The sequence below is a fragment of the Prolixibacter sp. SD074 genome, assembly GCF_009617895.1.
Classification (GTDB): domain Bacteria; phylum Bacteroidota; class Bacteroidia; order Bacteroidales; family Prolixibacteraceae; genus Prolixibacter.
This window is the reverse complement of record NZ_BLAW01000001.1, coordinates 2,335,109-2,349,670: the sequence shown is the minus strand read 5'-3', so window position 1 is coordinate 2,349,670 and position 14,562 is coordinate 2,335,109. Positions and strand designations below refer to the sequence as shown.

The window sequence follows — 14,562 nt, the reverse complement described above, 5'->3', positions numbered from 1 at the left end:
ATTTAATGCATGTTTATCCTCTACCATGATTATTCCCTGTTAGAACGGAACACATTTGGCATCGATGTCAAAGCTAAATCTTTTCTTTCTTTTTCGGATGCCGAAGGATTGATTCAGTTTTATCAATCAAATCCAGAATACCGGAATGTGGAGCATCTTATTGTTGGGCAAGGAAGCAATTTGCTTTTTCTGCACGATGTTGATGAGTTGGTGTTGTCTTCGGACGTTTTTGGAATTGGGGTTTTGAAAGAAGACAAGGAATCGGTTTGGATAGAGGCTGGAGCCGGCATCGATTGGGATGAGTTTGTTGCATTCTGTGTGGGAAATGGCTGGGGAGGAGTTGAAAATCTTTCGCTGATTCCTGGTAAGGTAGGAGCAGCTCCGGTTCAGAATATTGGCGCATATGGCGTGGAAGTTGGTCCTGTTATCCGGGAGGTTCATGGCGTTGATCTGCAAACACTGCAGGAGAAAACGTTTACCCGTGAGATGTGTCAGTTTTCCTACCGGAACAGTATTTTTAAACAAAAGTGGAAAGGACACTTTGTCGTTACGTCGGTGGTGTTTGAATTGAATAAGAAGCCAGCGTTTCAACTCGATTATGGTGATGTGGCAGTTGAAGTGGAACGTTTGGGAAAAGTTTCACTCTCCAACATTCGAAGAGCGGTAATTGCCATCCGTGAACAAAAGTTACCCGACCCGGAAACAATTGGAAACGCCGGTAGTTTCTTCAAAAATCCGGTGATGGAGGAAGAAAAAACCCATACGTTAAAAGCAAAATATCCGGATATCCCGCTCTATCCGGCTGGCGCCGGAAAAGTGAAAATTGCGGCAGCCTGGTTGATTGAACATGCCGGCTGGAAGGGAAAGCGTACCGGTAGGGCCGGCGTACACGATCGCCAGGCGCTTGTGCTGGTTAATCACGGCGGTGCCACAGGACAAGAAATCTTCGATTTGTCCGAACAAATTCGTAACGATGTGGAAAAAAAGTTTGCAATTCAGCTCGAACGCGAGGTGAATGTAATCGGTTAAGCCTACTTCTCTTATTTGAAGATGCGGTTTTTGTTCAGCGCCCGTTGGTAACGTGCTGCATTCCGGTTGTGTTCCCGCAAGGTCCTGGAGAAATTGTGGTAACCCGAAAAATCTTCCTTCGCACAGAAATAGAGATAGTTACTTTTCTCGTAGTTCAGTACCGCTTCAATGCTTTTGGGATTCGGGAAATTAATGGGGCCGGGAGGCAATCCTTTGTATTTGTATGTGTTGTATGGCGATTCAATTTCGAGGTGTTGATTGAGAATGCGCTTAATACTAAAATCTCCGACGGCAAATTTAACGGTCGGGTCGGCTTGTAACCGCCATCCACGTTTCAATCGGTTGATATAAACGCCGGCAATTTTATGCATCTCATCCGGTTTAACCGTTTCCTCCTGAACGATAGATGCTAATGTTGTTGCCTGAACGGGGGTCAGGCCTGCCGCTTCAGCTTTCTTTTTCCGTTCATCAGTCCAGAAGCGGTCGAACTCTTGTTTTATCCGGTCCACAAACTCTACGGGTGTAGTGGTCCAGTAAAACTCGTAGGTATTGGGAATAAACATGGCCGGGAATGAGGCATATGTGAAACCATATTTCCTGGCCACAGCGGTATCGGTTAGCTCTTTCAGAAAAGCAGTAGAATCAGCTTCGAGATAATGCGACAAGCGGGCCGCTAAATCTTTCCTGAATCGAATGTTGTTGAAGGTTACTTTGATCGGGGCCTGAGCGCCGGATCGTAAAACATCAATCAGTTTGTTGTTGCTCCAGTTCTTTTCAAGTTTGTACGCCCCCGGTTTGATTAAATCCGGATACTTCTTTTTATTGGCTACCCATTTTATGGACTTGTAGTTGGCCAAAAAATCACCAGCCTTCAGCGAGTCAATCACTTGATTATAAGTCGCATCATCGGGAATGTAAACAAAGCCCGTGTGTTTCACATTATTCTCGAAAATATACCCATACAGCTGAAAAGCACGAATGCCTGCCGCAATAAATCCAACGCTAACTAATATAATGACCCATTTTCCCACGCGAGGGAACACCATTAGCCTATTTCTGCGCTCAATTCCCATACTTAGTCTTTTTACGGTGGGTAAAAATAGTAAATTCAGTCGAATTCCCCATTTCATGCTCAGAGGTTGTTTATTTATGTTTTGTTGACAATTATTCAACGGTTTACAGCCAAATATTTTATATTTTCGTGACTAAATCTGAAAACCAAAAAATCGTTAACTGTTTGGAGGACAATTTTATGCATCAGGTAAAACTTGCAGATGAAATTTATTATGTAGGAGTAAACGACCGGAAAACACGTCTTTTCGAAAATTATTGGCCGCTTCCGCATGGAATGGCTTATAATTCGTATCTCATTGTGGACGAGGAGGTCGCGTTAATGGACACTGTTGAGCGTACGTTCATCGACGAATATCTTTCGAATATTAAAAATATACTGGGTGACAGGAAGGTTGACTACCTGGTTATTAACCATATGGAACCTGATCATTCCGGCGCAATCCGCAGTATTGTTGCCGAATATCCTGATATCACCCTCGTCGGGAACAAGAAGACTTTCCCGATGCTGGAAAACTTTTACCAGATTAAGGAAAATACCTTGGAAGTAGGCGATGGTGATGAACTTCCGTTAGGAAAAAATACCCTTGAGTTTTATACCATCCCGATGGTACACTGGCCCGAAACGATGGTTAGTTTCGAAAAGGCTAACGGTATTCTTTTCTCTGCCGATGCTTTTGGTGCCTTTGGAACGCTAGATGGCGGAATTTTCGATGATGAGCTGAACCTCAGTTTCTACGAAGAGGAAATGATGCGCTACTTTACCAATATTGTCGGAAAGTACAGTCCGCATACGCAACGTGCGATGAAGAAGCTGAGCGGTTTGGACATTAAAATGATTGCCGCACTTCATGGTCCAATCTGGCGTTCACATACCGATTTTGTGCTTTCGCGGTACGATAAATGGAGCAGTTACCAAACGGAAGAAGGTGTCGTGATTGTATACGGCAGCATGTATGGTAACACCGAAAAAATGGCCGATGTAATTGCCCGTCAACTAGCCGTTCGGGGGGTAAAAAATATTCGTGTTTACGATGCCTCGAAAACGCATCCGTCATACATCATCAGCGATATTTTCAAATACAAGGGATTTATCGTGGGAAGCGCCGCTTATAACAACGAAATGTTCCCAAGTGTCGAAGCGCTGGTGACCAAGATTGAGCACATGGGTATTAAAGAGCACCTGTTGGGTGTTTTTGGCTCGTTTTCGTGGAACGGTGGCGGTGTGAAAAACCTGATGAAATTTGCCGGGAACATTAAATGGGATGTGGTTTATGAGCCGGTGGAAGAAAAAGGGGCTTTAAAAGCAGACAAATTCCGGATGTGTATTGATTTGGCGAATGCCATGGCTGACCGCTTGAAAGCAGAGTAATTCATACAGAACGAGATAAAAAAGGCTGCCTTCAGAAATGAGGACAGCTTTTTTATATGTTCCGGTGTTGGCGTTCTTAAAGGGTTACGCCCGATTTGAAAATGGCCATTTCGCGAAAACCACTTTTTTCATGGTCCAGTTTTTCGCCGCTGGCCACGTTGATCATATATTGTACAAATTCTTCCAGTAATCAATCGGTAAATGGGCATAAAAAGTTGCTATAAGTTAATGATAAATTAATTTTATCTGATGCGGGAAGATGTTCAATCCAGATGCAAATGCATATTATTTCTAAATTAGGAGCAGAAATCAGACGAAATGGTATATGTTTTGACTGGTGGTCCCGGATTTGGTAAAACCGTAATTGCGGAGGAGCTTGCGTTGGAAGGATACCAAATTGGTTCCGAAACCGCACGTGTATTGATTGACGAGCAATTGAAAAAAGGGGGCGAGATTTTACCCTGGCGGAATTCCCGCAAATTCGAACGCCGGGTGATGGAGGCGCGCATCCGTTTTTTAGAGCAGGTTCCTGATAAAGAGATTGCTTTCGCCGATCGCGGATTGCCGGATCAGGTCGCCTTTTCACTTTATAAGGGAAAACAGGTTTCAGGGCCATTAGCTGTAGCAGTAAAGAACCATCGGTATGCCGAAACTGTTTTCATTACTCCTCCGTGGCGTGAGATATACACTGAAGATGAAATCAGGAAGGAAACGTTTGAAGCGGCTTGCCGAATTCATGAATGGATTGTAACGGCCTACCGGGAAGCAGGATACCGTTTGGTGGAAATCCCGAAAGGTACTGTTGGCGAGCGGGTGAAGTTTATTACGGATTTTGTTTCATCGACCATTTGATAAGTGAATTTCCTTTGTATTACAACATATTAAACGATAAAAACGAAGCGCATGAAAAGAACCGATCGCCGCGAATTTTTGAAACAAACGGCCATAAGTGCCGGAGCCCTGGCTGCCATCCCCGGAATTATTGCGGCTAGCGCGAAATCTGCTGATGCACAGGTGGAAACTGAAATATTATCTGAAGTTTTCCTGAAAAAAAATGATGTGATTCTTTTTCAGGGAGACTCCATTACAGATGCCGGACGCGATAAGAAAGATCAACAACCGAATGATCCCTGGGGCTTTGGTCCCGGTTATGTTTTTCTGGCTGCATCGCGCCTGCTCGATCACTTCGCCAAAAAACATCTGACCATTTACAACCGCGGTATTAGCGGAAACAAAGTTTTTCAATTGGCCGATCGTTGGGCGCCCGATTGTTTGGAGTTGAATCCGAAACTGCTTTCTATCCTGATTGGCGTGAATGATTACTGGCACATGCATGACGGCAAATATGACGGTACTATTGCTGTGTATGAAAATGATTACCGTGCGCTGCTAAAGCGCACAAAAGCTGCTATGCCCGATGTGAAGTTAGCGATTGGTGAGCCTTTTGCTGTTTTGGGTTGCAGTGCTGTGGATAACACGTGGTTTCCTGCATTTAATGCCTACCGGGAAGTTGCCCGTAAACTGGCCCAAGAGTTCGACGCGATATTAATTCCATATCAATCGGTTTTTGATGAAGCATCGAAACAGGTGGACCCGACTTACTGGACCGCGGATGGTGTTCATCCCACGGTGGCGGGATGTCATCTGATGGCTGCAGCCTGGTTGAAATCGGTCTTTGGAATGGAATAAGAAATACCTGGAATAAAAAATCCCCGGCCAAAGCGACCGGGGATTTCCATTGGTAACAAGTGCAAGTTATTTTCCAAGAAATGCTTTTACTTGTTTGTATACGTTTTCGCCGTTGAATCCCAATTCTTCATCAAGCACAGTATAAGGTGCAGAGAATCCAAAGGAGTTGAGGCCCCAAACAGCGCCGTCATCACCAACAAGTCTCTTCAGGGTAACCGGCAATCCGGCTGTCATACCGAATTTTGGAATGTCCGCAGGAATCACTTCTTCCTGATAAGTTTTATCCTGGTTGCGGAAAAGTCCTTCGGAAGGTACCGAGACTACCCGAATTTTCAAGTTGTCGCGTTCGCGGAGCAGGGCAGCGCCATTCACGAGCGTAGCTACCTCTGAACCGGAAGCCAGCAGAATAACATCCGGATTAGCATCGTTTTCAATAATGTAAGCTCCTTTTTCTGCCTGTAGCGCTTCGGTGTAACGCTCGCTTTTGGCTGGCAAATCTTTGATATTCTGACGAGACAAAATCAATGCGGTCGGCGTATCAGTATTTTCCAGCGCCATTTTCCATGAAGCGGTCGTTTCCGGTCCATCAGCCGGGCGCAGAACCAGCATGGAATTTTCGCCGTGGTGATTTTTCAATTGCTCGAGCAGACGAATCTGTGCTTCCTGTTCCACCGGCTGGTGCGTAGGACCATCTTCTCCCACACGGAAAGCATCGTGTGTCCATACATATTTTACCGGGAGTTCCATCAGCGCTGCCAAACGAACGGCGGGTTTCATGTAATCAGAGAATACGAAGAAGGTCCCGCACACCGGGATTACACCGCCGTGCAGCGCCAGGCCGTTCATTACACAAGCCATGGTGAGCTCTGATACACCTGCCTGTAGGAAAGCTCCTGTGAAATCGTTCTTGGTAAACGGATGTGTTTTTTTCAGGAAACCATCTGTTTTGTCGGAGTTTGACAGGTCGGCGGAAGCCACAATCATGTTTTCAATTTTATCAGCGAAAGCGGCTAAAACAGCACCCGATGCAGCGCGGGTTGCTGTATTGGCTTTTTGTTCCAGCGCGGCAAAATCAAATTCCGGAACATTACCGGAAAGGAACTTTTCCAGTTTTTTAGCCAATTCCGGATTGGCTTTTTCCCATTTTTCTTTTTCGGCTTCAAATTCCTTTATCCATCCGCGTAACTCTTCCTGACGCTTTTTATAAAGCTCTTCCACTTCCGGGAAGATTTGGAAAGGCTCTTTCGGATCGCCGCCCAGGTTTTCAATGGTTTTGTCAAGTGAAGCGCCTGCTGCGGAAAGTGGTTGCCCGTGGGTCGAAACTTTCCGCTCGAAGCTTTCTCCTGCTTCGGTAACGGCACCTTTGCCCATAATGGTTTTACCAATGATGAGCGTAGGTTTTTCCTTTTCTTCGTTGGCAGCTTTTAGCGCGTCGCGGATTGCATCCGGATCGTTTCCTTTGATGGTCATTACTTTCCATCCCCAGGCTTCGTATTTTTTTGCAGTGTCTTCGTGAGTGACTTCATTGGTCTCGGATGAGAGCTGGATGTCATTGGAGTCATAGAACATAACCAGATTGCTCAATCCGAGGAAACCGGCCAGACGACCTGCTCCCTGAGAAATCTCTTCCTGAACACCACCATCAGAAATGAATGTATAGATTTTGTGTGCCATCCATTCGCCAAAACGTGCGACGAGGAAACGCTCGGCAATGGCAGCTCCAACAGCCATGGTATGTCCCTGTCCCAACGGACCTGAAGTATTTTCAACACCGCGTTCGGGATCCAGCTCCGGGTGACCGGGAGTTACTGAACCCCACTGACGGAAATTTTTCAGATCCTCCATCGAGAATTTTCCCGAAAGGGCCAGCACGGAATAGAGCATGGGGGACAAGTGTCCAGGATCGAGGAAAAACCGATCACGAAACGGCCACTCCATGTCATCCGGGTTATATTTTAAAAATTCAGAATACAAAACGTTCGCGAAATCGGCTCCGCCCATGGCGCCGCCCGGGTGACCTGATTTTGCTTTGTCGACCATAGCGGCCGATAAAATCCGAATATTGTCTGCTGCTTTATTGGTTAAATTGTTCTTCATCTGATTGTGGTTAAAATATTTTCGACGTAAAAATAGAAATTTTTGATTCGTAAAATGGCAATAATAGCTGTAAGCGGTACACTTTACTTTTGCGGTTCTTACAGACTGATTTTATATGCATCTATATAAAAAAGGAAACACTCCAAAACAGTTAAGGTTTGGAGTGTTTTCTTATTTAATTATTAACGATTTTTTATTTCTGCCCGGGAAGAATGCGGACCATGAAGATCCCTTCAATCTCGCGAAGTTTATCGCCGACTTCGGGATCCAGTTCATTTCGGTCGATATCGATGATGTTGTATGCAATTCCGCTGCGGTTACGGTTCATCATATTGGCGATATTCACGCCGTAGCCAACCAACAGGGTAGAAATCTGGCTTACCATGTTCGGGACATTTTTGTTCGCGATAAGAATGCGGGTACCACCGTTGCGGTTCATGATTACATCGGGGAAGTTCACCGAATTACGGATGTTCCCGTTTTCGAGGTAGTCACGTACTTCGCGTACTGCCATCACGGCACAGTTGGTTTCCGATTCTTCGGTAGAAGCTCCCAGGTGCGGAATAGCAATCACGTTTTTCATGTTCAGCACCTCTGCATCGGGGAAGTCTGTTACATACCAGGCAACTTTACCGTTTTCGAGAGCCGGTTTCAAATCGGCGTTGGAAACCAGGCCGCCACGGGCAAAGTTCAGGATGCGTACCCCATTTTTCATCATGGCAATCTTCTCGGCATCGATGAAGTTCTTGGTTTTGTCCATCAGTGGAATCTGCAATGTTACAAAGTCAGCCTGGGCCAACAGTGCCTCGATGCTTTCGGCACGGGCGATATTCTGGTTCAGCTCCCAGGCATGCTCAACGGAAATATACGGGTCAAAACCAATCACGTTCATGTCGAGTGCTTCGGCTGCGTTTGCCACCATCACGCCGATAGCTCCCAATCCGATAATAGCCAGTGTTTTCCCTCTGATTTCGTTGCCGGCAAAGTTCGATTTACCTTTCTCTATCAAAGCAGCCACGTTGTCTCCTTCACCTTTCAGTGTTTTGGCCCACTCAATGCCGCCGGCAATGTTACGGGAAGAAAGAAGCAAACCGCCAATCACCAGTTCTTTTACTGCATTGGCATTAGCGCCCGGGGTATTGAATACGACAATCCCTTTGTCGGTGCATTTGTCTATCGGAATGTTATTGACCCCGGCTCCGGCCCGGGCAATGGCTTTCAGCGAGGATGGAAGTTCCATGTCGTGCATTTTGTAACTGCGCAACACAATGCCTTCGGGGTTGGTTATCTCACCGCCTACTTCGTAAGCATCAGCCGGGAAAAGTTTTAATCCCTTTTCGTCAATTTTGTTCAGTGTCTGAATTTTGTACATGTTGAGTGGTGTTTCGTGGGACGTATTTTACTGTGGAATGACAAAGGTCATAAAAAGTATGGAATGATTTAAGCGAATAAATGATTTATTGTCTATCCTTAAGAATTTTTTTACTTAAACGAAAAAACTAATGCCAAGACAAAGAACTAATCCCGAAACTGAGATGATGGTTTCCATTACGGTCCACGATTGCAGCGTTTGTTTTTCGTTGATGCCGAAGTATTTTCCTACCAGCCAGAATCCACTGTCATTTACATGCGAAAGAATGGTCGCTCCGGCAGCAATGGCCAAAACAATCAGTGCCCGGTGAGGTGCAGAGAGGTCGAAGACTTCGAGAACGGGCGCCATGATGCCTGCTGCAGTAATCATGGCTACAGTGGAACTTCCCTGCGTAACACGTACGACTGCCGCTAAAAGCCAGGCCAGTAATAATGGAGGAAGGGCAGAACCCGCAATGGAGTTGGCCAGCATTTTCCCAACACCTGAATCGATAAGGACCTGCTTGAATACGCCGCCGGCTCCGGTTATCAGGATGATGATACCGGCCGGGCCCAGTGCTTTCGTGCTAATGTCCAGCAACTCTTTCCCGGATACGCCTCGTTTGGTTCCCAGAAAATAAAGCGAAAGCAGCGTCGCCAGCGTCAGGGCCGTAAAGGGATGCCCCAGAAAAGCGATAATGTCAGTCGTTGTGCTGGCGCCAATAATTTCTTTACTTACCAGTACGCCGGAAATGGTGTTGGCCAGAATCAACAGCAACGGGACACCAATCAGCGCAGCGATAATGCCAAACCCAGGCAATTGCTTGGTATCCGTTGGCTCTTCCTCTTCATTACTGAAAGCGAGCGGAGAGCCGGCAATCCGTTTACTGATGTATTTACCGAATACTGGTCCGGCGATGATGGCGGTGGGTACTCCGATGATAAAACCAAGTAAAATCACCCAACCCAGGTTGGCACCGACAATTTCGGCGACAGCCACTGGTCCCGGGGTCGGTGGAATAAAACTGTGCGTAACCGCGAGTCCTGCCAATAGCGGTATGCCGTAATACAGTACCGGTTTACCAGTATCCCGCGAAAGCGCATACACAATAGGCACCAGGATGATGAATCCTACATCGAAGAAAACAGGAATGGCCACGATAAACCCGGTGAGCACCATGGCCCACGGGGCCCGTTCGTATCCGAACTTCCCGACCAGGTAATGGGCCAACGAACGCGCTCCGCCGCTATGTTCCAGCAATGCTCCGAAAATTGCGCCAAGGCCTACCACGGTGGCTACAAAGCCGAGTGTGCCGCCCATTCCGTTCTGGATGCTTTCCAGAACCTTATCGGGTTTCATGCCGGTTGCCAGGCCAACATACATGCTCGTAACAATGAGCGCGATGAAAGCGTTGATTTTGAATCGGAGGACAAGAAGTAAAAGGAGGGCAACCGCCGAAATGACAATCGCCAGAAGCATCAACTTGCTCATATGAATTAGTTTACCAGGTTGAAAATCGGTTCTTGTTACCGCCGTCTGGAAAACCGGCTGAACAGGAATACGCCTAAAAATAGAAAATATAACAACCCGCCCACAATGGCGAAGACGAATCCTAATTCATACAGCGAGGGAAGGGCCGCCATGCGCACCAAACAAAACAAGGACAGAAAAAACCAGGTAAGGGAATGGAACCAGCGCAGCACAAAGTTCATAAACTTATCGATCCGGGTTTTGACCGGAAGCGGCCGGGGTGCGTAACGTAAATAGATGATGGCAATGGCCATGCATCCGATAAAGAGCCAGGTCCAATTCATATTGCAGGTTTTTCCTGCTAAGATAATGGTTTTGGGAAATTGAAACACCAAATCTGAAGCTGGTGAACTGCTTCCGGAAACGAACGGACTTCATTCGAATCTGATTTCATAGCTCCAGAAACGGAGGAGTTAAATTTGAATCTGATTTAGCCCCTTCCGTGGATTCAGGAGCCAGATCGGAATCTGATTTAGTGCTTGCCGAAACGGAGGAGTTAAATTTGAATCTGATTTAGCCCCTTCCGTGGATTCAGGAGCTAAATCGGAATCTGATTTAGTACTTGCCGAAACTGAGGAGCTAAATCGGGACCTGATTTAGTACTTGCCGAAACTGAGGAGCTAAATTGGGACCTGATTTAGTACTCCCCGGAACTCAGGCGTAAAATCAGAAACGGATGTAGTACCTCTGTGGGCTGTAAGGATGCCATCCCTCCGAGGGATGGCATCCTTCAATCAGCATTGCTAGAATTTCACAGTTGTAGCAGGTTAATCCTTTATATCGCGATCCGAAGCCCGATATGGAAACTTCTTCCCGGTTCTGGTCGGCAGCAAAACGGCCGTGTATGCGCGTTTGCACTTTTTTATTTTCGAAGGCGATAAAGCTGTTAACCGTGAACGGGGGTATTTCCGGAAGCGGCTCATTGAGCGTACTGTTCTGTGCATACGTGTAGGCTGCTGAAAGCGAATAGGTAAAATTGTTCAGAAACTTTACTTCGGCCCCAGCCCCGAATCCGGTCATAAAAGCCTTATCGATATTGGTAAATATGTTGGTCCCGTAAGGCGGGTTGCACGCCATAAACTTCTTATGAATCGAAGTGTCCAGCTTCGCGCTGAATGTCGTTGTTGTATTGCGCTTTGAAATCGTCGGCCGGATCGTTGATTTGGTAAGAAGTCCTGTCGGCACGCAATCCGGCTGTCCATGAAACTTTTTTGCTGACTTTCAAACGGTTTTCAATAAACAGGCCCACATTGTCCTTCTTGCTGTCCTGCCAGATTTTATCAACGACATCCATCGGCGATGGCAGTGTGGCTCCGGTACACGGATTGATGATTACCTTACGGTTCCCTTCAGGTTTTGCTGAGAGACTACGAGTACCTCTTCAATGGCAATGCCCCGGGTTTGGATGATTAACGGTTATAACAACAGAAACCGCAAAGCCCAATTTGAAAACATCGGATGTGTCTAAAAATCCTCCTCCGGCCTGCCGGCCACCTCCTCCAGCGGAGGACATGTCGCGAATGATAGCTCTATTAGTCCATCGAAGACGTAAAAAACTGACAAAATTGTGAAACAGGCAGGCTACATCTGGCTGGTTGGTTGGCGGGCTGTCCCCCTTAGGAGGGGGAATGAAAGGGGGAGGATAATTCAATTGAGATGAATCTTTGCATCATATTTGAAAAGCCCAACCTGAAACCTGAAATTTTTTCTGCACAAAAAATCCCGGAAAGAAAGCTCTTCCCGGGAAAGAAATATTTTATAATCGTACGTTACACGTTGTATGTCGACGAGGCGGTGTCGCCACCGTGGCCGGTCCAGTTGGTGTGGAAGAACTCGCCACGCGGTTTGTCAACCCGCTCGTAGGTGTGCGCTCCAAAGTAGTCGCGTTGTGCCTGCAACAGGTTGGCAGGTAAGCGCTCGCTGCGGAAACCATCGAAGTAATTCAGGGCGGTGGTCATCGCCGGAGCGGGTACGCCGTTCATCACAGCAGTAGCCACTACACGACGCCATCCGGCCTGTGCTGCTTCAATTTTTCCTTTGAAGAAATCATCGAGCAGGAGGTTTTCCAGATCGGGATTTTTATCGTATGCTTTTTTGATATCAGCCAGAAATTTCGAACGGATGATACATCCGCCGCGCCACATCAGGGCAATGCCTCCGTAGTTGAGGTTCCAGCTGTTCTCCTTGGCTGCCTCACGCATCAGGTCGTAACCCTGTGCGTAGGAGATAATCTTTGCGGCGTACAGCGCGTCTTTCAAATCTTTCAGGAACTGGGCGCGGTTGCCGTCAAAGTTCACTTTCGGTCCACTCAGCGTTTTCGATGCGGTGACACGCAAATCTTTCTGAGCCGACAGGCAACGGGCAAATACAGCCTCGCCAATCAGCGTCAGCGGGATGCCTAAATCGAGCGCCGAAATACCTGTCCATTTTCCGGTGCCTTTTTGTCCGGCGGTGTCAAGGATTTTTTCTACCAGCGGTTCGCCTTTCTCATCGCGGTAGCCGAGAATATCGCGGGTAATTTCGATGAGGTAGCTGTCGAGATCGCCTTTGTTCCACTCGGCAAAAACGTCGTGCATTTCGTCGTAGCCCATGCCCAGCAGGTCTTTCATGATCTGGTAAGCCTCGGTAATGATTTGCATATCGCCGTACTCAATACCGTTGTGTACCATTTTCACGAAGTGACCGGCGCCGTTTTCGCCTACCCAGTCACAGCAAGGGGTTCCGTCTTCCACCTTAGCGGCAATCGACTGGAAAATGTTTTTTACAAACGGCCATGCTTCGGGAGTTCCGCCGGGCATCATCGACGGGCCGTGCAGGGCGCCTTCTTCTCCGCCCGAGACACCGGTTCCGATGTATCGCAATCCTTTGCTTTCGACATATTCGGTACGGCGAATGGTATCGGGGAAGTGCGAGTTGCCACCATCGATGATGATGTCGCCCTCTTCGAGGTGCGGAATGATTTGTTCAATCAGCTCATCTACCGGATTTCCGGCTTTCACCAACATCATCACTTTGCGTGGACGCTCCAGGTTGGTTGTTAACTCTTCGATAGTGTGGCAGCCAATGAAATTTTTACCGGCACCGCGGCCATTGATGAATTTGTCTACTTTTTCGGTCGTACGGTTATATACAGCAACGGTAAAACCTTTACTTTCCATGTTGAGCACGAGGTTTTCGCCCATTACTGCGAGGCCGATGAGGCCAATGTCTGCTTTTTGCTTCATGTGCTTATTATTTTTGAATACGATTAATGTGCTTTTTATTTATCTTGTTTTAAAACCGAACGTTTTAAGTCGTTTTATTGTTTCCGGCGAACTGTTAAGAAGCGTTGTGTGGTATACGGGAAATTCCCGGCGGACAGGATAGTCGCCTCGTTGTTTCTCGAAGCTTTCGGGCGAAAGCCGCAACTTTTCATCATCTTCCCGGATGTCGTAGGTTTTCAGAACCGCTTCTTTTAATACTTCTTCGATGCTTTTACTTGTTTCGTCTATGGTTATTTCGGTCGTAGCCGGAAGCTCTACATTTTTGCAGGTCCAGTTGTCGATGCCCAAATCGAAAAACCTGCTTACAGCCTGCACGCTCATGGCGGTCCCGTTAGCCTTCCCGTCTTTGGAATAACCGGCAATGTGCGGGGTTGCGATGTCGGCTCTATCCAGCAATTCGCGGTCAATACCCGGTTCGTTTTCCCAGCAATCGATAACCGCACCGGCCAGTTGATCTGATTTCAACGCGTTTTTCAGTGCTTCGGTTTCCACCACTTCGCCACGGCACGAGTTGATGACGAATGGTTTTTTTTTTCGCTTTCGCGAAGAAGGCGTCATCGGCCAGGTGGAAGGTTTTATCTTCCCCGGCCATGTTTAGTGGAACGTGCAGTGTGATGATATCGCTCTGCGCCAGGATTTCGTCCAACGAAACAAAGTTGCTTTTCCCTTCTGCCCGTTCGCGTGGCGGGTCGTTCAGCAAGACCTTCATGCCATAAGCCCCGGCAATGCGGGCCACTTTCTTGCCGACATTGCCGGCCCCAACAATGCCGAGGGTTTTTCCGCTGAGCGCGAAATGGCGCTTTTGACTGAGTACTGCCAGCGCCGAAGCAATGTATTGTTCTACCGAGCCCGAATTGCAGCCCGGTGCGTTGGTCCACTCAATTCCTGTTTCGCTGCAGTATTCGGTATCGATATGATCGAAGCCGATAGTGGCTGTGGCAATGAATTTCACGCCGGAGCCTTCCAGCAACTCCCGGTTGCATTTGGTGCGTGTCCGGGTGATGAGCGCACCGGCATCTTTTACTACTTCCGGGGTTGTTTTGCTTCCCGGCAGGTAGACCACCTCGGCAAACGGTTCCAGCGCTCCTTTGATGTAGGGTATTTTGTCGTCTATTATAATCTTCATAATTCTTTGCATACTATCGTGTGAATAACACGTT

General features: G+C 47.3%; 14 protein-coding genes. 4 read left to right on the top strand and 10 right to left on the bottom strand.

Going from position 1 to position 14,562, the window contains the following annotated elements; genetic code table 11:
* The first annotated feature begins 9 nt into the window (after positions 1-9).
* On the top strand, positions 10-1,029 hold the full coding sequence (murB, locus tag GJU82_RS10245; protein ID WP_153632055.1) for a UDP-N-acetylmuramate dehydrogenase: 1,020 nt from the start codon (positions 10-12) through the stop codon (positions 1,027-1,029).
* 11 nt (positions 1,030-1,040) lie between these two features.
* Here murB and mltG read toward each other — a convergent pair whose 3' ends face one another.
* On the bottom strand, positions 1,041-2,159 hold the full coding sequence (gene mltG / locus GJU82_RS10240; protein WP_228488657.1) for an endolytic transglycosylase MltG: 1,119 nt from the start codon (positions 2,157-2,159) through the stop codon (positions 1,041-1,043).
* A 107-nt stretch (positions 2,160-2,266) separates the two neighbouring features.
* Here mltG and GJU82_RS10235 point away from each other — a divergent pair, with 107 nt between their 5' ends.
* The 3 genes from GJU82_RS10235 (at position 2,267) to GJU82_RS10220 (ending at position 5,161) form a co-directional block, all read left to right on the top strand.
* Positions 2,267-3,472, top strand: a complete 1,206-nt coding sequence (locus tag GJU82_RS10235) for an FprA family A-type flavoprotein (RefSeq protein ID WP_228488656.1) — start codon at positions 2,267-2,269, stop codon at positions 3,470-3,472.
* Positions 3,473-3,790: 318 nt separating this feature from the next.
* Entirely contained in the window at positions 3,791-4,324 is a 534-nt protein-coding gene (locus tag GJU82_RS10225) for an AAA family ATPase (RefSeq protein WP_153632053.1), read from the top strand.
* A 51-nt stretch (positions 4,325-4,375) separates the two neighbouring features.
* Positions 4,376-5,161: an SGNH/GDSL hydrolase family protein gene (locus GJU82_RS10220; RefSeq protein ID WP_153632052.1), complete on the top strand. Its 786-nt coding sequence runs from the start codon at positions 4,376-4,378 to the stop codon at positions 5,159-5,161.
* 66 nt (positions 5,162-5,227) lie between these two features.
* On the opposite strand, the gene GJU82_RS10215 is transcribed toward GJU82_RS10220, so the two are convergent.
* The 9 genes from GJU82_RS10215 to GJU82_RS10180 all read right to left on the bottom strand — a co-directional run bounded on the left by GJU82_RS10215 (position 5,228) and on the right by GJU82_RS10180 (position 14,528).
* Entirely contained in the window at positions 5,228-7,258 is a 2,031-nt protein-coding gene (locus GJU82_RS10215) for a transketolase (RefSeq protein WP_153632051.1), read from the bottom strand.
* Positions 7,259-7,451: 193 nt separating this feature from the next.
* On the bottom strand, positions 7,452-8,630 hold the full coding sequence (locus tag GJU82_RS10210; protein ID WP_153632050.1) for a 3-phosphoglycerate dehydrogenase family protein: 1,179 nt from the start codon (positions 8,628-8,630) through the stop codon (positions 7,452-7,454).
* A 114-nt stretch (positions 8,631-8,744) separates the two neighbouring features.
* A complete protein-coding gene (locus GJU82_RS10205) occupies positions 8,745-10,100 on the bottom strand; it encodes a gluconate:H+ symporter (RefSeq protein WP_153632049.1) in 1,356 nt (451 codons plus the stop codon).
* 35 nt (positions 10,101-10,135) lie between these two features.
* Positions 10,136-10,423 carry a hypothetical protein gene (locus tag GJU82_RS10200; protein ID WP_153632048.1) on the bottom strand — a complete coding sequence of 96 codons (288 nt, stop codon included), beginning with the start codon at positions 10,421-10,423 and terminating at the stop codon, positions 10,136-10,138.
* Positions 10,424-10,805: 382 nt separating this feature from the next.
* A complete protein-coding gene (locus GJU82_RS10195; protein WP_153632047.1) occupies positions 10,806-11,216 on the bottom strand; it encodes a TonB-dependent receptor in 411 nt (136 codons plus the stop codon).
* Between the two features lie 7 nt (positions 11,217-11,223).
* Complete coding sequence (locus tag GJU82_RS10190) at positions 11,224-11,433, bottom strand: hypothetical protein (protein WP_153632046.1); 210 nt, start codon at positions 11,431-11,433, stop codon at positions 11,224-11,226.
* Between the two features lie 475 nt (positions 11,434-11,908).
* Positions 11,909-13,363: a decarboxylating NADP(+)-dependent phosphogluconate dehydrogenase gene (gene gnd / locus GJU82_RS10185; protein WP_153632045.1), complete on the bottom strand. Its 1,455-nt coding sequence runs from the start codon at positions 13,361-13,363 to the stop codon at positions 11,909-11,911.
* A 39-nt stretch (positions 13,364-13,402) separates the two neighbouring features.
* Complete coding sequence (locus tag GJU82_RS17485) at positions 13,403-13,894, bottom strand: DUF3410 domain-containing protein (protein WP_255473956.1); 492 nt, start codon at positions 13,892-13,894, stop codon at positions 13,403-13,405.
* Positions 13,806-14,528 carry a 4-phosphoerythronate dehydrogenase gene (locus GJU82_RS10180; protein WP_255473955.1) on the bottom strand — a complete coding sequence of 241 codons (723 nt, stop codon included), beginning with the start codon at positions 14,526-14,528 and terminating at the stop codon, positions 13,806-13,808. Before GJU82_RS10180 ends, GJU82_RS17485 begins: the two co-directional genes overlap by 89 nt.
* Positions 14,529-14,562: the final 34 nt, after the last annotated feature.